This is a genomic window from Streptosporangium vulgare, assembly GCF_042428775.1.
In the GTDB taxonomy this organism is placed as follows: Bacteria; Actinomycetota; Actinomycetes; order Streptosporangiales; family Streptosporangiaceae; genus Streptosporangium; species Streptosporangium vulgare.
Genome location: NZ_JBHMBS010000001.1, coordinates 51,787 through 68,036, shown reverse-complemented (window position 1 = coordinate 68,036; position 16,250 = coordinate 51,787). Strand labels below are relative to the sequence as shown.

General features: G+C 70.0%; 18 protein-coding genes and 1 pseudogene. 10 read left to right on the top strand and 9 right to left on the bottom strand.

The window, feature by feature from the left end; all coding sequences use genetic code 11:
• Nucleotides 1–17: 17 nt before the first annotated feature.
• Nucleotides 18–1,247, top strand: coding sequence for an SMI1/KNR4 family protein (locus tag ACFFRH_RS00330; RefSeq protein ID WP_344748335.1), 1,230 nt, complete (start codon nucleotides 18–20; stop codon nucleotides 1,245–1,247).
• Nucleotides 1,248–1,323: 76 nt separating this feature from the next.
• Here the strand turns inward: ACFFRH_RS00330 and ACFFRH_RS00325 are convergent, their stop codons facing one another.
• Nucleotides 1,324–1,563 carry a nucleoside triphosphate pyrophosphohydrolase gene (locus ACFFRH_RS00325; RefSeq protein ID WP_344748334.1) on the bottom strand — a complete coding sequence of 80 codons (240 nt, stop codon included), beginning with the start codon at nucleotides 1,561–1,563 and terminating at the stop codon, nucleotides 1,324–1,326.
• A gap of 246 nt (nucleotides 1,564–1,809) precedes the next feature.
• On the opposite strand from ACFFRH_RS00325, the gene ACFFRH_RS00320 reads away from it, so the two are divergent.
• Entirely contained in the window at nucleotides 1,810–2,778 is a 969-nt protein-coding gene (locus ACFFRH_RS00320) for an HNH endonuclease family protein (protein ID WP_344748333.1), read from the top strand.
• A 202-nt stretch (nucleotides 2,779–2,980) separates the two neighbouring features.
• Here the strand turns inward: ACFFRH_RS00320 and ACFFRH_RS00315 are convergent, their stop codons facing one another.
• Together ACFFRH_RS00315 and ACFFRH_RS00310 are read right to left on the bottom strand one after the other, a co-directional pair.
• Nucleotides 2,981–3,217 carry a DUF397 domain-containing protein gene (locus ACFFRH_RS00315; protein WP_344748332.1) on the bottom strand — a complete coding sequence of 79 codons (237 nt, stop codon included), beginning with the start codon at nucleotides 3,215–3,217 and terminating at the stop codon, nucleotides 2,981–2,983.
• The gene (locus ACFFRH_RS00310; protein WP_344748331.1) at nucleotides 3,214–4,074 is read right to left on the bottom strand and encodes a helix-turn-helix domain-containing protein; all 861 of its coding nucleotides are present in this window, start codon (nucleotides 4,072–4,074) and stop codon (nucleotides 3,214–3,216) included. Before ACFFRH_RS00310 ends, ACFFRH_RS00315 begins: the two co-directional genes overlap by 4 nt.
• Before the next feature lie 338 nt (nucleotides 4,075–4,412).
• On the opposite strand from ACFFRH_RS00310, the gene ACFFRH_RS00305 reads away from it, so the two are divergent.
• Both ACFFRH_RS00305 and ACFFRH_RS00300 read left to right on the top strand, forming a co-directional pair.
• Entirely contained in the window at nucleotides 4,413–4,907 is a 495-nt protein-coding gene (locus ACFFRH_RS00305) for an ATP-binding protein (protein ID WP_344748329.1), read from the top strand.
• A 522-nt stretch (nucleotides 4,908–5,429) separates the two neighbouring features.
• Nucleotides 5,430–5,900 (top strand): hypothetical protein, encoded by a 471-nt coding sequence (locus ACFFRH_RS00300; RefSeq protein WP_386153097.1) that lies wholly within the window; start codon nucleotides 5,430–5,432, stop codon nucleotides 5,898–5,900.
• Nucleotides 5,901–6,019: 119 nt separating this feature from the next.
• On the opposite strand, the gene ACFFRH_RS00295 is transcribed toward ACFFRH_RS00300, so the two are convergent.
• Nucleotides 6,020–7,171 (bottom strand): HNH endonuclease, encoded by a 1,152-nt coding sequence (locus ACFFRH_RS00295; RefSeq protein WP_386153094.1) that lies wholly within the window; start codon nucleotides 7,169–7,171, stop codon nucleotides 6,020–6,022.
• A gap of 277 nt (nucleotides 7,172–7,448) precedes the next feature.
• Here ACFFRH_RS00295 and ACFFRH_RS00290 point away from each other — a divergent pair, with 277 nt between their 5' ends.
• Entirely contained in the window at nucleotides 7,449–7,970 is a 522-nt protein-coding gene (locus tag ACFFRH_RS00290) for a DUF4240 domain-containing protein (RefSeq protein ID WP_344748326.1), read from the top strand.
• Nucleotides 7,971–8,043: 73 nt separating this feature from the next.
• On the opposite strand, the gene ACFFRH_RS00285 is transcribed toward ACFFRH_RS00290, so the two are convergent.
• The gene (locus ACFFRH_RS00285) at nucleotides 8,044–10,494 is read right to left on the bottom strand and encodes a DUF8508 domain-containing protein (protein WP_386153090.1); all 2,451 of its coding nucleotides are present in this window, start codon (nucleotides 10,492–10,494) and stop codon (nucleotides 8,044–8,046) included.
• 217 nt (nucleotides 10,495–10,711) lie between these two features.
• Here ACFFRH_RS00285 and ACFFRH_RS00280 point away from each other — a divergent pair, with 217 nt between their 5' ends.
• A complete protein-coding gene (locus ACFFRH_RS00280; RefSeq protein ID WP_386153087.1) occupies nucleotides 10,712–10,996 on the top strand; it encodes a PIN domain-containing protein in 285 nt (94 codons plus the stop codon).
• Nucleotides 10,997–11,131: 135 nt separating this feature from the next.
• On the opposite strand, the gene ACFFRH_RS00275 is transcribed toward ACFFRH_RS00280, so the two are convergent.
• Nucleotides 11,132–11,338 carry a hypothetical protein gene (locus ACFFRH_RS00275; RefSeq protein WP_386153084.1) on the bottom strand — a complete coding sequence of 69 codons (207 nt, stop codon included), beginning with the start codon at nucleotides 11,336–11,338 and terminating at the stop codon, nucleotides 11,132–11,134.
• A complete protein-coding gene (locus ACFFRH_RS00270) occupies nucleotides 11,335–11,907 on the bottom strand; it encodes a metallophosphoesterase (protein WP_386153081.1) in 573 nt (190 codons plus the stop codon). Before ACFFRH_RS00270 ends, ACFFRH_RS00275 begins: the two co-directional genes overlap by 4 nt.
• Nucleotides 11,908–12,113: 206 nt before the next feature.
• Here ACFFRH_RS00270 and ACFFRH_RS00265 point away from each other — a divergent pair.
• Together ACFFRH_RS00265 and ACFFRH_RS00260 are read left to right on the top strand one after the other, a co-directional pair.
• Nucleotides 12,114–13,055, top strand: a pseudogene (locus ACFFRH_RS00265) (aminotransferase-like domain-containing protein); the annotation flags it as partial.
• Nucleotides 13,056–13,248: 193 nt separating this feature from the next.
• Nucleotides 13,249–13,608, top strand: a complete 360-nt coding sequence (locus ACFFRH_RS00260) for a hypothetical protein (protein ID WP_386154277.1) — start codon at nucleotides 13,249–13,251, stop codon at nucleotides 13,606–13,608.
• On the opposite strand, the gene ACFFRH_RS00255 is transcribed toward ACFFRH_RS00260, so the two are convergent.
• On the bottom strand, nucleotides 13,609–14,085 hold the full coding sequence (locus ACFFRH_RS00255; RefSeq protein WP_386153078.1) for a GNAT family N-acetyltransferase: 477 nt from the start codon (nucleotides 14,083–14,085) through the stop codon (nucleotides 13,609–13,611).
• A gap of 94 nt (nucleotides 14,086–14,179) precedes the next feature.
• Here ACFFRH_RS00255 and ACFFRH_RS00250 point away from each other — a divergent pair, with 94 nt between their 5' ends.
• Both ACFFRH_RS00250 and ACFFRH_RS00245 read left to right on the top strand, forming a co-directional pair.
• Nucleotides 14,180–14,971, top strand: coding sequence for a neutral zinc metallopeptidase (locus ACFFRH_RS00250; RefSeq protein ID WP_386153075.1), 792 nt, complete (start codon nucleotides 14,180–14,182; stop codon nucleotides 14,969–14,971).
• Nucleotides 14,972–15,211: 240 nt separating this feature from the next.
• Entirely contained in the window at nucleotides 15,212–15,559 is a 348-nt protein-coding gene (locus ACFFRH_RS00245; protein ID WP_386153072.1) for a hypothetical protein, read from the top strand.
• Nucleotides 15,560–15,574: 15 nt separating this feature from the next.
• Here ACFFRH_RS00245 and ACFFRH_RS00240 read toward each other — a convergent pair whose 3' ends face one another.
• Nucleotides 15,575–16,063: a GNAT family N-acetyltransferase gene (locus ACFFRH_RS00240; protein ID WP_386153069.1), complete on the bottom strand. Its 489-nt coding sequence runs from the start codon at nucleotides 16,061–16,063 to the stop codon at nucleotides 15,575–15,577.
• Nucleotides 16,064–16,250 lie beyond the last annotated feature (187 nt).

Genomic DNA, 16,250 nt, shown 5'->3' with positions numbered 1-16,250 from the left:
CCGGGTAGGGTGCCGCTGTGGATCTTGACGTCATCCGGCGCGGCGTCGACGCGCTCCGCGAGTACGACACGGACCTCGACCTCTTCGGCGCCCGCGAGCACCGCTACCGGTTCGAGCCGCCGCTCGACGAGGCCACGCTGGAGGACGTCGAGACGCGGATCGGGGTACGCCTTCCCGCCGACTACCGCACGTTCCTGACCCGGCTCGGCAACGGCGGCGCCGGCCCGTACTACGGGGTGCACGGGGTGCGGCCGGACGGCTCCTGGACACGGTTCGGCCCGTTCCCCTTCACGGAGGAGTGGGAGCCGCCCACGGACGACGAGGGCTACGACGAGGCCATGGAAGCCGCCTTCCAGGGACTGCTGCCGGTCGCCGAGCACGGCTGCGGCTACCGCTCCCACCTGGTCGTCAACGGCTTCGCCGCGGGCCAGGTCTGGGGCGACTGGACATGCGTCGGCGAGGCGCTCGCCCCGCAGGCCGGGTCGTTCGGCGAGTGGTACCACGACTGGCTGGAGGTCTCGCTGCGCGAGGTGCTGAGCGAGCGGATCGAGGACACCGTGCGCGACGAGACCGGCTGGAGCGTCGACCGGCGGTTGCTCGGCCTCCTCCCGCCGCCGCCCGCCGACGGTGACGAGCAGCCGGGGGTGAAGGTCCTGCGGCTGGCCCGCCGGACCTACCTCGCCCTCTACGAACGCCGCGACGGCGACGCCCGCGACCTCCTCGCCCAGGCCCACGCGGTCGGCGCCGAGGGGGACCACGAAGCCGTACGCCTCGCGCTCGCGGAGGCCGTGCTCCTGCGCGAGGAGGGTAGGACCGCCGACGCCCTCACCGTTGTGGAAAACGCGATCCCGCGGAACGGCTGGTGGCTCGACAGGTCGTGGCTGTACCGCCTGCGCGTCGAGTTGCTCCTGACGCGGAACCGGCTGGACGACGCGCACGCGGCGACCGAGGAACACATCGCGCGCTGTCCCAACGACGACTTCGGCTACGTACGCCGCGCCCTCCTGCGGGTGTTGGCCGGCGACCCCTCGGCCGCCGAGGAGGTCCTGCGCGCCGACGCCCCGCTCGGGACAGGAATCCGGTCGGCGGGCCACCCACGTCCCGCCGACCGCACCCCCGTCGCGCTACGGCTCCGCGCCCGGCGCCTGGCCTGGGAGTGCCGCCGCTGGGGGCACGCCACCGACGCACCCCGCTTCGACGCGATCGCCGCCGAGCGACCGGGCTCAGACTGGCCGGGCTCAGACTGACCAGGCTTCGAATGACCGGGCCTCGACGACGATCCCCAGCCGTGCGCTCCGTGACGTCATCGCCGGCGAGTCACCCTCACCCTTCGAGGTGGAGCCGTTCGAGGAAAGCCCCCCGCTCCGCGCGCTTGACCTCCGCGACCTTCTCGATGTCCCACCACTCGTACCCGTGGACATGCGCGACGGCCCGCAGGACTTCGAGCACGTCGGCGATCTCCTCCGCCACCCCGTCCGCCGGAGCCTCGCGCAACTCCGCCGCCTCCTCGAACAGCTTCTCCAGCAGAGCCTCGCGATAGGCGGCGTCTCCGAGAACGGTCACCACCGGCTCCCCGCCACCCTCCCGAATGATCTCCGGAATCCTGTCCCGCACGAGTTTCCCCACGTCGGATCGCCCCTCTCTACCCGCACAGCTTCCTGCGGCAGCCCCAGAGACTATCGGGCTCCTTCTGCGTGCGCGCTTCCTACATGAGCGGTGAAAATAGCCTGTATTTCGGCAAATACACACCAAGGGTGGCGGCGTATGAATTTCCCTCACTGGGAACGGAGCCCACGGTCCTCGTGGCGCATGGCCGTGCTGATGGGGGCGAACAGCCGTACCTACAAGTTCGCCCTCGGCACCGCGCTCCTGGACGCCGCCGCCGAAGACCGGTCGGAGATCCCGCTCCGGGACCTGGCGGTGCCGTACGCGATGGGGCTGGTACGGCATCTCGGCCAGGCGCCACAGGTATCCCAGAAGGACGAACTGGGAGAGAAGGACTTCCTCTCGGTGGCCGGACGAGAGGCCGCGGAGTCGCTCAGGCTCGGGAGTCCCACCGAAGAACTGCTGGCGGCGGCTGTCGACTCCATGCCCAGGATGGTGATGCGGAAGTTCCATAACCTGCGCGGCGAAGGAGCCGAGGTGCCGCACCGCTTCTACGAGGTGACGGGCCGCTCTCACGAACAGGTCGTCCGGCTGAGCAGAGAACTCCGCGACATCGCCCGGTCGGAGCAGATCACGACTCTGCGAGGCGAGCTGTCAGCCCGATGGAGCATCGTGGAGACGTCCTTCGCCGCCGGGGTCGGCCGCAGCCTGATCGATGAAGGTGTCGCCGTGGACATGACCACCTTGCAGATCACCGACAGGCAGCGCCGCCGATCGGTCACCGGCGTCACGGACGCGGTCATCGGCTTCCAGCACGGTCTCTGCATGATCTGCGCGGAACTCATCAACACGGACGCCGACGCCATCGCCGTCGACCACGTGTTTCCCTACTCGTTCATGAGGCTTCTCCGCCCCGCGGGCAGGGGCGCGGCACCGGATCTGGACGCGGTCTGGAACCTGGCCCCCACACACGCATGGTGCAATGGCCAGAAGAGCAACCGGCCGCCCACTCAAGCGGAAATGATCAGGCTCGCGCAGCGAAACGAAGCCATCATGCAGTCACCGCACCCGCTCAAGAAGACCCTGAAGTTGACCCTGGAGCACAACGGGTACAGAGGAACCCGGCCGGGTCAGTGGTTCGCGTTCATCCAGTACGTACGCGATCTCCTGTGACCCGCCTGGTCATGCCGACGCGGCGAACGCCCGACAGAGGGAAACCCCACGTGCCCGCGTCGCGGCGTGAGCTCACCGCCGCCACTTCCCGGTTCTCCTCAAGCGCCGCCACCCGCCGCCACGGGAAGAGATCCGCAGCCCGCTCGGAGAAGCCCCTGGGACGCGCGTATGTGGCCGCCGACACCCCGGATGAGCTCACGGCTCAGGGACGTCGGAGTTCGCCGCGCTCGATGCCTCCGATGAAAGCGTCGTACTCGGCGTCGGTGAACAGGTGCGGAGCCTTGTCCGGGTTCTTGGAGTCGCGCAGGGCGACGATGCCCCGATCCAGGAAGGCGATCTGGACACAGTTGGTGCCTCCGCTGCTGAGGCTGCTGGTGTGCCAGCGGGCGTCGTGGAGCTGGGTTTCGACCCAGTCCGGGTCGAGGGCGTGCTTGTTCATGAGGGGGATTCCTTGGCGATCGCGGTGAGGAGCGGTATCGATGCCTTCGGGGAGAGCGCGTCGGATTTCAGCAGGTCGCTGGTGGTGCGGTAGAGATCGACGGTCTCTGGTTCGTTGAGGTGCAGGGAGGCGCGCAGGGACTCGATGCACACGAGGTCGCGGCCGGTGGGAAACGACATGAGCATGAACGGGCCGTCCATTCCCGCGTGGGCTCCGGCGGAGAATGGCAGGACCTGGATCGTGACGGCGGGGTTGGTGCGGGCGAGGTGTATCAGGTGTTCGATCTGGGCGCGCATGCAGGCCCGTCCGCCGACCTCCTGACGTAGCAGGCCCTCGGGGAGCACCGTCCAGATCTTCAGCGGAGATCGGCGCTCCAGCGTGGTGCGCTGATGCTCCAGCCGCAGTGCCACGAAGTGATCGATGTCCTCGGGGGTCTTCCACACCCGGCTGCCTTCGGTCACCGCGCGGGCGTACTCGGGGGTCTGGAGCAGACCGTGGACAGCGAGAGGGTTGAAGACGAACAGGGCATCGGCGTTCTCCACCTGGGAGAGGTAGTCGCCGAGTGGGTCGTCGACCACACCCTCGTAACGCTGCCACCAGTCGGCTTCACCGGCCCGGCGTACGAGGTCTCGGAGTTCTTCCCTCAGGGCGGGGTCGGTGATGCCGAAGACCTCGAAGAAGTGCGGGAGCTGCTGGATCCTGAGCCCTTGCAGCCCGTTCTCGATCTTGCTGACCGTCGAGAGGGACTGGTAGCCGAGGTGACCGGCCGCTTCCTCCTGGGTCCAGCCGAGGGCCTCGCGGACGCGCCTGAGTTCCGCGCCCAGGCGTCGGCGTCGCGGCGTGGGTTCGACGGGCATGGCCACCTCCTTCCTCGTGGGGAGCGTAGTGCGCGGGACGGGCCGAGGAAATGCCATCCTCTCCAGAGGAAAGCCTTTCTTATAGGAATAGCTTGCCCAAGGGGTATCCCTCCCTGCATCATCGAGGCGTGACAGCAGGAAGTGTTCGAGCAGTCACACAAAGACATGACTGTCTGCTTTGTTCGCCCTCTTCGTGGAAGCGTCCCCTGTGCGCACTCCGCTCCTGAGAACACCGTTGACCTCAGGCTTTCTCGCCGGGGCGAAACCCGAGCGGGCCCGCCCGAGTATCTGCCGGCCTGATCGCAAGGCTGCCCCGACCCCACCCGTTAGGAGCGACGATGCTCATCGAGCGTGTTCCGGACCCCGGCGAGTACGGCAGACCCCACAACCGCTTCCGGATGACCGCGTGGTGCTTACCTCCCGGCAACGCGGCCCGGCGCGCCCGAGAGCTGTTCCGCGACCAGCTGGCCAAACTGATCCTGGACCCCGACGTGCTCGACGAGCTGGAGATCGTGGTCTCCGAGCTGGTCACCAACGCCATCCGCTACGCCCCCGGCCCCTATGAGCTACGCCTCCTGCACGACCACGGCCTTCCGGTCAGGGCCGAGGTCGTCGATGCCGGAGCCGGAACCACCCTCATCGAGCACCTGCTGTACCGCCCCCTGCCCGTCCCCGAACACCTCGACGACCTCGAACTCGGCGGCCGAGGCCTGCGCATCGTCGCCGAACTCACCCACAGACGCTGCGGCACCCAGTGGACCCGCCTGTGCGGCACCGGCCAACTCGGCACCGTCGTCTGGTTCGACCTCCCCACCCAGCGGCACCGGCCCTGAACTCCCCGACCTCCGGACGGCCGGGATCGTCCCCCGATCCTCGCCGACCCCGGAGCCGGTCCACGCCGACGGCTCCCCCGTGCCGGGCATGGACCGTACACGGAGGCCGGCGTCCACGGACCTGATCCCACTCTCGTCCGGGACGCCGGTCTCCCCGTCCCGCCATGCTGGAAAGCGACGGTCCTCATGGTCGTCCCGGCAAAAGAATCCCTCCGCCCCAGACGTACGAGCCTGAAGTCCAGGCACTCACCACGAAGCGGCAACACCTGACCTGTACCTGGAAAACGAGAGCAGGGCTTCGATGGCCCGCGCCACGTGGCCGGTCGATGACAGCTCAAGCAAGTTCATGGCGCACTCGCGCGGCGCGCGGAAGGATGACGCCGGACGACTGTACGCACGGCGAACTCCGGAGAACCATGCATGGTGCAACATGGCTATTGGCGCGTATCTGACGGCACTCCCGTGACGGCGGCGGAGGCTCGGGAGATCTGGGCCCGTGAGGCCTACCCCTTGCTCGTTGATGTGGCACGCACCTATCGCGCGGTCATCACCTACAAGGAACTCGCCGAGAGGATTCAGGAGAGCACGGGCATCCGGACCAGGACTCTGCTCCACAACTGGATAGGAACCGTTCTGAGCAAGGTGGTCCGGGAGGCTCATCGCCGCGGCGACCCGCAACTCACCGCCCTGGTGGTGCGCACCGATGACGGCATGGTGGGCGAGGGCTACAAGGAGGTCCTTGAGGTCGCCGGAGAGCCACCGGCGGAAAGCGTTCCGGAGCGTGAGCAGCACGCCGCTCGCGCTCGGCTGGAGTGCTACCGGCGCTTCGGTGCCGCCCTGCCCGCTGATGGCGGCGTTCCCGCGCTCGCCCCGCTGTATCAGGCCGCCGTCGAACGCCGGCGCGTACGCCCGGAGAGCCCTCCTCGGATCTGTCCCCGCTGCTCCATGCAGCTTCCTTCGACCGGCGCCTGTGACTCGTGCGACCAGCGATAGCCGAGCCGACCCCCAGCCGTTCTCTTAGGACAGCGCCCCGCCGACTTCCTCGGCAACGCGGACCAGCGGGTCATGGACGTCCGTCGCCGGCTCGGCGCGGAGAGGGGGAGAAATTCGGTTCAGCTCCGCTTGGCGATGACCTGCCGGTGGTAGTCCAGGTGATCCTGGCTGATCTCGTGGTTCTCGGTGACCCGGAGGTCGCCGAGTGAGGCGCCGGACGCCGTGTCCGTCACCGTGAGGTCGGCCTGGATGGTGACCATGCCCCGGTCGAGCAGGACGTGGTGGTTGGGGCAGAGACAGAGCAGGTTGCCGGGCTCGTCGGGGCCGTTGTGCGGTTTTCCGAGCGGGCGGATGTGAGCTCCCTCGGCGTAGAAGCCCCGGTGGAGAGCGAGACGGTCGCCGCAGATCTGGCAGTGGAAGTCGTGCGCGCGTTTGACCTGGTCGGCGAGCAGGGAGTCGCGGATGACGCGCTCCACGACGGCCTCGCGACGACTGGTCGGGGAGGAGATCGCGTCCAGCCCGACCCTGCCGAGAAGCCTGTTGTGGTCGACGCCGTGGAAGTACGCGCTGAGCAGCCTCACGACGATCCGGGCCCGGATGTCCTCCCGGTCGGTGACGATCTCGTACGCCCACGGCCGCAGGCCGCTGTCCGGCTGGCGCTCTTTCATCCACTGCTGCGCGGGCCGACCGCTGGCGGCCGGTACGTCGGTGTGGCCGGGCAGGTCCCAGAGGCCGTGGTGGTGGAGCCACAGCACGGGGAACTCCGGGTTGGGCCGGTCCTCCTCGAGACCGAACTCCTCGATGAGCCGCCCGAGTTCGCGGTAGGTGCTCTCCCACCGCCGCAGACGTGGCTTGCCCTGGGCCGCGCGGCCGATCGCCCAGAGCAGGGTCAGGGGCTGGTGCCGTTTCTGCGCGCCGGTCGCGGGAGACACGGCGGGCTTGAGCGACTCGACCTTCCGCAGGAGCTCTTCGACAGAGGGCACCTCAGCAGTCTGCCCCGGTTCCGTCACCTCGAAGCCCAGATCGCCGAGCACCCGGGCAACGGTGGCGCTTCCACCCGAGAACTCGTCGGGACGCAGGGGCCTGCCGCCGACTCCCCGATGGGCGACTCCGGCGATCGCTTTGGAGTCGTACCGCCTGCCGCCGTGAAGGAGGAAGTAACCGATGGCGGGACGGTAGCCGTACAGCTTGAGGAAGGCGTCACGGCCCAGCTCGTCGAACTCGTCAATGGCGGCGAGCACCATCTCACGTCGAAGCCCTGAAAGCACCACTAAACGAGCTTATACGTGGATATCGCATGAACCACTGCTGATTCCAGAAGGGCTCATACATCCGTGTCTCGCAGCGCCCAACGGAGAAGGCGGGGGACTCTCAACACCAACTCCGGCAAAGTGGGAGGATCCCCCAGACCGGTTCGACGCCGCGTTTCCCCGCATGCCCGGCCGGTAGGACACCTGCGCCCTCGCCGAACGGGAACCGGTTGTCGGTGCCTTCTGGTTCTGTGAGCGGTACGAATCGCGAAGTTGGTCATGAGGGGTGGAGAAGAGCTTGAACACGACGAGGGACGAAGAAGGCTTCTGGGATTTGGTGGAGGCGGCCTGGGCACCGCTGGGGGCTGAGGTCGATGAGGCACGGCAGGCGCTGACCCGCCGGGCATCCGGTCCCGGCGAGGACCTTCACGGCCGGCCGCTCGCCGTGGTCGAAGCCTCCCTGAAGGAGTTCCTGAACAACCTCGGCTCCATCGGCGAGGGTTTGTCCGCGGAGGAACTGACGAATTTCGACCGGGTGGTCGAGCGCAAGCTCTACGACATCGACCGCGCCGACATCCAGGCGGTCACCGGCGGTTCCGACGACGGTTTCCTGTACGCACGGGGCTTCGTCGTCGCGCTGGGCCGCGACTTCTACGCCGCGGTGGCCGAAGACCCGAAGAAGGCGGTGCGGGACGCCGAGTGCGGGAGGATGTGTTACTTCTTCGCCCACCTGCACAACGAGCGCTACGGGAGCTTCCCGGACACCGGGTCGAAGATCTCCCGCGAGTCGTGCTCGAACCCGGCCGGCTGGACCGGCTGACCCACCGGCCGCGAGGCCCGGATGTGACCGAGAAGCGCCCGTCCCCCAGGGGGGACGGGCGCTTCTCATGGGGTCACTCGTCCACGACGGGGCTGCCGGGGCGGCAGCGGGTGGGGAGCGGGTCGACGTTGCAGCCGGTGAGGATGCGGACGACCTGGGGGTCGTGGTCGCTGGCCTGGTCGGAGAACTCGGCGTTGATGTGGACGACGCCGTAGGAGTAGCCCTTGATGGCGGGGCTGATGAGGATGTGGTCGAGGACCTGGGAGTTGCCGTCGAAGATGTAGCTGTAGCGCTGGTCGGCGGGGAGGGTGTCGATCAGGGGCTTGAGGAGGGTGCCGTTCTCGGTGAGGGTCTGCAGGGTGGGGCTGAACTGGTAGTCGTTGATGTCGCCCAGGACGACGACGGCGGCGCGGCCCGCGCTCTTGACGGAGAGGTCCTTGACGAAGTCGCGGACCTCGGTGGCCTGCTTGACGCGCTGGACCTCGGAGCTCCGGACGGGAGGCTGCACGGCCGCGGTCAGCGGGGCGTCGCCGCCCTTGGAGTTGAAGTGGTTGGCGACGACGAACAGCTGCTTGTCTCCGTCGTAGAGGAACTCGCCGACGAGCGGCTTGCGGCTGGAGGCCCAGGCGTCGCTGGCCGGGGCGATCCGGCCGGGTGAGACCGACAGGGAGACCTGGTTGCTGGTCGGCCGCTCGCGGACGACGGAGACGGCCGTGTCGGCGTCGCCGCCGGGGCGGTCGACGAACGTCACGCGCGCGGGGTTGAACAGGAACACCTGGCGGATGTTGCCGCCCGGCTCGCCGCCGTCGGTGCCGTCGTTCGGGTCGACGGAGCGCCAGTCGTACGCGGGTCCGCCCGCGGCCTGGATCGCCGCGATGAACTTCGCGACGGTCTGGTCGGCCGCGACGACGCCGTTGTCGGTGGCGCCGTTGTTGTCCTGGATCTCCTCCAGGGCGAGGATGTCGGGCTTGCCGAGGTTGTCGACGACCGCCTCCGCGAGCCGCGCGAACTTGGCGGCCGGGTTGGTGGCGGCGAGGTTCTCGACGTTGTACGTCGCGACGGACAGGTCGCCCTGCTTCTTCGGCGGGAGCACCTTCTGGCGCTTGAGGCCGCCCTCGGTGATCGCGCCGAGCTGGGTGGCCTGCAGGACGTAGCCGCCGAACGACTGGTAGTCGAGCGGTCCGGTGGTTCCGGCGGCCAGCGTGGAGCCGACGTTGGCGGCGGGCGCGCCGTTCAGCGAGAGGATCATCAGGCGGCCGCTGCTCAGAGCGTCGTAACCCGAATAGATGGTACCGCCGCGCGGGGTCGGGTTCTGGCCCGGCTTGAGCGTCACCCAGAGCTCGGAGAACGCCGTGTTGACCGGGCTGATCAGCCGGGTGTCCTGGGCGACGGTGATCCGCATGCCCTCGTGGACCTCAAGCCAGTCCAGCACGTACGAGGACGGCTCCAGGGGTTGGGCCTCCAGGCTGCCGCTCTTGGTGAAGGCGTCGGGGAAGGCGACGGGGACGGGCGCGGGCAGCGCGTTGCCGCCGGTGAGCCTGATGGTGTTGATCGTGCCGCCGAGCTCGGTGAGGGTCTGCGCGCCGGTGGCCGGGCGGTACTCGGTGACGCGGCCGGAGACCAGGACGGAGTCGCCGATGACGACCGTCGGCGAGGTCGAGCCGGTGAAGACGAAGAGGCCCTCGCTGGTCAGGGGGTCGGCGTCGGCCGAGGGGTCCTGGAACCAGAAGCCGCGCGAGTTGCCCGTCACCCGGACGGCGGTGACGATGCCCGGCACGTTCGTGACGTTCTGCCCGACGATCGGGGAGATCCGGCCCGCGCCCTGGATGTCGTGGATACGTCTGGTGCCGGGGGTCGGGTCGCCCGGGTCGCCCGGGTCGCCCGCGGTGACCGTGGTGCCCGCGGAGTTGGTGGCCTTCGGCACGCCGGAGACGAAGTCGGCGGCGTTGTTGTCGGTGTCGGTCAGCGCTCCGGTGCGGGCGACGGCCGTGGTGTTGGTGAGCGCAGGAGCGGCGAGGGTCTCGACGTTCGCGGTCGCGCCGTAACCGACCAGGTCCTTGACGTTCGGAGCGCTCCAACAGGAGATGCCGCAACCCACCAGGGGGGTCTGGCTCGTGACCAGGGCGACGACGCCGGAGGTGCCCGACATGGGGATCGTGCCGATGTCGTCGGGGGTGGGCAGCGAGACGGTGCCGGCGGCGCCCGCGGCCTCCTGGACGAGGTACCTGCCGTGCGCGGGGATGCTGCCGGTCAGCTTGGTGAGCTGGAAGACGGCGCCCGCGGCCGAGGCGTACTGGACACTCCAGGCCGAGACGTCGATCGGGCTGCCGGTGAGGTTGGCCAGTTCGATGTAGTCGTTCTTGAAAACCGCTCCGGAGTTGCCGCCGCCGCCGTACACGGCGGAGATGACGACGTCGGACGAGAGGGCGTTCGCTGTGCTGGGGGGCAGTGCTGTCATGGTCACCGCGACCATCAGCGACAGACTCGCGGCCGTGATCAGCCGACGCAGCCGGGGAAGTGCCACAGGAGGTTACTCCTAGATCGATTGAGTTCTAACCCAGGAGCATGATGCTACGTATGCTCACCCAAAAGAGTCTTTATTGTCTATTTACCTATTCGACGAAAATGTTCATTGAATCTTTCCGCGAGGCGTCGGCGTCACCCGGCCCGCGCCCTCGCCCGGCTCTCTTACACGCCGGTCTCCTGGCCGGCCGACACCGACGACAGGCGGCCGACTTTCCGTGATCACCTGGGGCGAGTTGCGAGTCGGCGCGGTTCGCAGGGGCGCCGAGGCCGAGAGGATGCCGGGGGCGTTCCGTGCCGCCGCCATCGATCGGATCATCGAGGTGGACGAGGCGACGGCCGAGAGTGCGGTCCCGCTCAGGGCCGCGGACCCGACGATTCGAATACCGGACGCCCTCATCATCGCGACCGCCCGCGAGGCGGGAGCCGACGCGCTACTCACCGCGGACCGGAAATTCCCGGATATCGCCCCGGGACTCGTCGAACTGCTACGGCCGAATTGAGCGTCAGCGGTTGAAAGCCGTCGCGCCCTCGTCGCCGATCCACCGCCACACGGGGACGGTCCCGCCCGGCTCGGCGCCGTCGGCGTTTCCGCGATCCGGCCGCCGGTCCTCACTCAGGGCGCGGTCGGCGGGGGCTCAGGCTCTGTGGCCACGGGGCCGGTGACCGACATACCGGTAGTGGGTGGTCAGCCGTCCCTCGTCGTCCAGGACGTGGAAGGCGAGCGCGGGCGGCTGGTCGAGGTGGACGTGGTCCTCGGGGTGGGCCCGGTGTTCCCAGGGGAGCCGGGTGGTGGAGACGACTCCCGGTGCCACCAGCAGCGGCCGTCCGGCGAAGGTGGTCACCGCCGAGGTGTGGGCGTGGCCGCACAGGAAGGCCGTGAGGCCGGGGTGGCGGTCCGCGATCGCGGCGAGCCGCTCCGCCCCGAACTGGCGATGCCGTCGACGAAGGGGATGTGCAGCGAAGCCGGCGGGTGGTGGAAGCCGACCAGGACGGGCACCCCGGCCGGGGCCTGGGCCAGGGTGTCCTCCAGCCACTCCAGCGTCTCGTCCTCGAGGAAGCCCTCGTCCTTGCCCGGCACGGAGGAGTCGCACAGGGCGATGACGACGCCGGCCGCGTGGTGCACCTGGTTGATCGGTTTCGTCGTTTCCGGCCACCCGAGCAGATGCCGCCGGAACGCGGCGCGTTCGTCGTGGTTGCCGGGACAGGTCACGACCGGGTGCCGGGAGGTCAGCAGCTGGCGGGCCCGCTCGTACTCGGCCGGCAGGGCGTGATCGGCGATGTCACCGGTGACCAGGACGGCGTCCACGTCGTAGGGGAGGTCTTCGAGGTAGTTCATGACAGCCTGGGTGCGCTCGGCGCTGCGCTGCCCGCTGTCGATGTGGGTGTCGCTGAGATGGGCGATCACGATCATCCCTGGGGTCCCTTCGTCGTGGTGTGCGGGATGTGAGCGGGGACGGCCGGGCAGCCTCGAACCGGCCGGCGCCCCTCGAACCGGCGCCCCTCGAACCGGCGTCGGCGAACCGGTCCCGACTGCGGTGACCCGTTTCACGCTCATGCCCTCGTCCGGGCTCACCTCGAACGTAGAGGGCAGGCGGACCAGGAATAAGATCCGGTTTCATGTCGAATTCCTGGGCCAGTTCCCGACTGGACCTGTACATGCCCCTCGACGTCACGGGCGGGCGGCGCTCCGGCCTGGAGTCCGCGCTCCGGGCGGCGATTCACCAGGGGCGCCTGACCGCCGGGACGCCGCTGCCGTCCACCCGCGGGCTGGCCCGGGAACTCGGACTCTCGCGGGGCACCGTCAGTGCCGCCTACGACCAGCTGGTCGAGGAGGGTTACCTGACCGCGCGTCCGGGATCGGGCACCAGGGTGGCCGAGGTGTCACAGCACACCCAGGCCCCCGCGCGACGCGCACCCGCGCCGACGGCTCCCCGCCACGACCTCCGCCCCGGCCTCCCCGACCTCAGCGCCTTCCCCACCCGCGCCTGGCTCGCCTCCACCCGCCGCGTCCTCACCCACGCCCGCCCCGAGGTCTTCGGCGCCGGGGACCCACAGGGGCGGATCGAGCTACGCGAAGCGCTCGCCGGCTACCTGGGCCGCACCCGCGGCGTGATCACGACCCCGGATCGAATCGTGATCACCTCGGGCTACCACCAGGGCCTGGGCCTGCTCGGTGGCGTGCTGGCCGCGGGCGGCACGCGCACCGTGGCCGTGGAGGACCCGGGCCACAACGTCTACCGTGACGTCGTGCGGCGCGCCGGGTTCACCGTCCAGGCCCTGCCCGTCGACGCACACGGCGCCCGCGTGGAGGAACTGACGCAGAGCGAGGGAGCGGTGTTCCTCACCCCCTCGCACCAGTATCCGACCGGCGTTCCGCTGCGTCCCGGCCGCCGCCGGACACTGGCCGCGTGGGCGCGCTCCACGGGCGGCCTGATCGTCGAGGACGACTACGACGGCGAGTACCGCTACGACCGCCAGCCTGTCGGCGCCCTCCAGAGCATCGCTCCCGACCAGGTCGTGTACTGCGGCACCGCGTCCAAGACCCTCGGCCCCGCCCTCCGCCTGGCCTGGATGGTCCTGCCGCCCCACCTGGTGCGACCGATGGTACGGGCCAAAACAGCGGGCCGACCTGTACACCGAGACCCTGGGCCAGCTCGTCCTCGCCGACCTGATCACCACTCACGCCTACGACCGCCACATCCGCGCCGCCCGCCTGCGCTATCGCCGCCGCCGCGAGCTCCTCCTCGACCGGGTGGCCGCCCTCCCCGGCCTCACCGCCCACGGGGTCCCCGCCGGACTGCACACCCTCGTCACTCTGCCGTCCGACGGCCCCGCCGAGGACCGGCTCCTGACCAGGTGTGCCGACCACGGCCTCGCCCTGCGCGGTCTCACCGAACTCCACCACGACCCCGCCGGCCGTCCGCAGGGTTTGCTGATCGGCTTCGCCGCCCCGTCCGAACGCGCCTGCCCGGCCGCTTTCGACGCCTTGTTCACGGTCCTGACCTCGTTCGCGGCCCTGACCTCCGACAGATCGGGCGGTGCTCCCACCGGCGCGGGCACCGCCGCCGGCCCGACCCGTCCTCGGCCGCACCGGGACCCGTCCGCCCAGTGATCAGACCTCGGGCAGGTCCAGCTCGCCGACGACCTCGTCGCCGCTCGTCTCCCCGGTCAGGCGGAACCCGAGCCGCTGGTAGAACCGCTCGGGACCGTGCTCCCCCGGCACCCAGGTCACCGTCACGCGGGACTGCCCGCGCCTTCTGATCTCCTCGCACACGGACTCCACGGCGAAGCGGCCGTATCCCCGGCCCTGGTGGTCGGCGGCGATGTTCAGCCGCCAGAGTCCCGAGCGGAGCCGGTCGTCGGGGTCGTCCGGGTTGAAGCGGACATCGAAGAAGGCCATGACGAAGCCCACGAGGTGCTCACCGTCGTAGACCAGTCGCGGCCAGGCGATCTCGGGTTGCACGTACGCCTCGGCCAGCGACCGCGCGACCGGGGCCACCAGCCCTTCCTGGTCGGGACGTATCCGGAGCCCGCAGGCGGCTTCGACGTTGTCCGGGGTGACCTTCTCCAGGCGAGGCGACGAAAGCATGCCGGCACCCTACAGATCCGCTCCTCCCGCACGCTTCCCCTTTTTCCGGCGCCGTCTTCGGCCTGGCGCGCCGGGAGTCCTATGCTGTCCGACCATGCGCCTCCTCCCGCCCGGCACCGGCTCCCGGTCCGCCGTCCTCACCCGGTGGGCCCTCCTCGCGACCGTGTGTCTCACCCTCCTGCCTTCCGGGGTCGCGCAGGCCGCCTCGCCCGGAAACCCGCTGCTGAGGACCGGGAAGCTGGCGGCCACCTCCTGCCAGGAGCCGCCGATCATCGACAGGGGCGTGCCGATGACGCGTGAGTATCTGACGGCGGTCGTGAGGTGCCTGGACACCTCGTGGTCCGCCCACCTCGCGCACGCCGGGCTGAGGTTCCGCAGGCCCACGGTCCGCTTCTACGAGGAACCGGCCCGGCGCGTGTGCGGAGTGCGCTGGCCCGCCAACGCGGACGCCTTCTACTGCACCGAACGCGCCACGCTGGTGTTCCCGCTCACCGGCTACTGGATCGAGGGGCGGACCGACCTGTACCCCCTCAAGGTGGCGGCCCACGAGTACGGCCACCACCTGCAGAGCCTCACCGGCGTCAGGGCCGCCTACGAGGCCCGCGTCCGCTCCGACCGCACCCACCAGGCCGAACTCGGCCGCCGCTACGAGCTCCAGGCCGACTGCCTGGCGGGCGTGTTCCTGGGCAGCGTACGACGTTCGCTGTCCCGTACCGAACAGGACTGGGAGGCGCTGTCCGGCGCGCTCCGCGCCGGCGGCGACGACGGCTACCACCGCACCCACGGCACCGGCGCCAACCGGCTCCGCTGGTTCGAGCGCGGCCGCCGGGCGGTCTCCCCCGCCGCCTGCGACACGTGGACCGCCACGCCGTCCCGGGTGTCCTGATCCGCCGCGGCGGGAGTGGCGGCCGCGGGCCCGCGTCCCGGTCCCGCGTCCGGGCACGGGACCGGTCACCGGGAGGACCGGACCGGCAGGCATGCCGTCGGAGAACATGTCCTCAGCCCTCCGAACGCCGAGCCGAGGAGACAGAGAGATGCGCGGGTCACCCCACGATCGGGCCCCGGCGGCCCCACCGCTTCCGATCCACCCGTCGCCCGGAGGCCGCGGCCCCCTGGGGAGGGTCTGATGGGGGCCCGGGACCACGAGCTTCTGCAGGCCGCCAAACACATCGCCACCGCGCTCGGCCTCACCCCCGCCGAGGTCATGCGGCGCGTCGTGGAGCTGGGCCGCGGCGACCGCGCCGACTGGGGCAGCGGTGAGCTCCTGCTGTTCGCGCTCGCCCAGCTGACGGCCGAGCGGCCGCCCCCTCCCCGAGCGGATGGGCGCGCCGAGACGATCGAGGACGTCGAGGCACCGTGCCTCGGTGTCGTTCCGGGGGGCCGACGACGCGGCCGACGGGCCGGCCCGGTCGTCCCGCCGGTCGACGCGCCGGTCGACGCGCCCGAGAACGGCCCCGGTGTGAGTGGCGGCTGACCGGCACGGGGACGGTCAGAGGGGCCTGTACATGATGTGCAGCCCGACGTAGCCCTCGACCGGGTGGTCGAACCCCTCCGGCAACGTCGCCAGCACCTCGAAACCGAGCGAGCGCCACAGTCGAACCGCCCGGGTGTTGGTCTCCACCACGGCGTTGAACTGCATCGCCCGGTAACCCTCGGCGCGCGCCCAGCCCAGGGCGTGCTCGCCCAGGGCCCGCCCGACGCCGCGTCCGGCGTGACCGGGATGGACCATGAAGCTCGCACTGGAGATGTGGGAGGCGGGCCCCATGTGGTTGGGGTTCATCTTGGCCGTGCCCAGGACGGTTTCGTCGGCGTCGACGGCGACGACCGTGCGCCCCGGAGGCTCCAGCAGCCACATCGCCCTGGCCCGCTCCTCGCTGACGTCGCGATCCCAGGTGAAGGTCTCGCCCGCGGCCACGATCGGGCGGAGGAACGCCCAGATCGCCGGCCAGTCACCGGACGTCGCGTCTCTGATCAGCATGGCGTCCAGCATGCTGACCCGGGTGGGGGGCCGCAAATCCTTTTCTCGGCAGAGTGGAAGAGGGGGAGGAGGGGAGGAGATGACGGAAGAGACGGACGGTGAGGAGGCGGGATCGCGAGATCACGGGAGATCGGCGGCCTTCGCGCGGGGAACGCAGGGAACGCGGGGAACGCGGGGAACGCGGGGG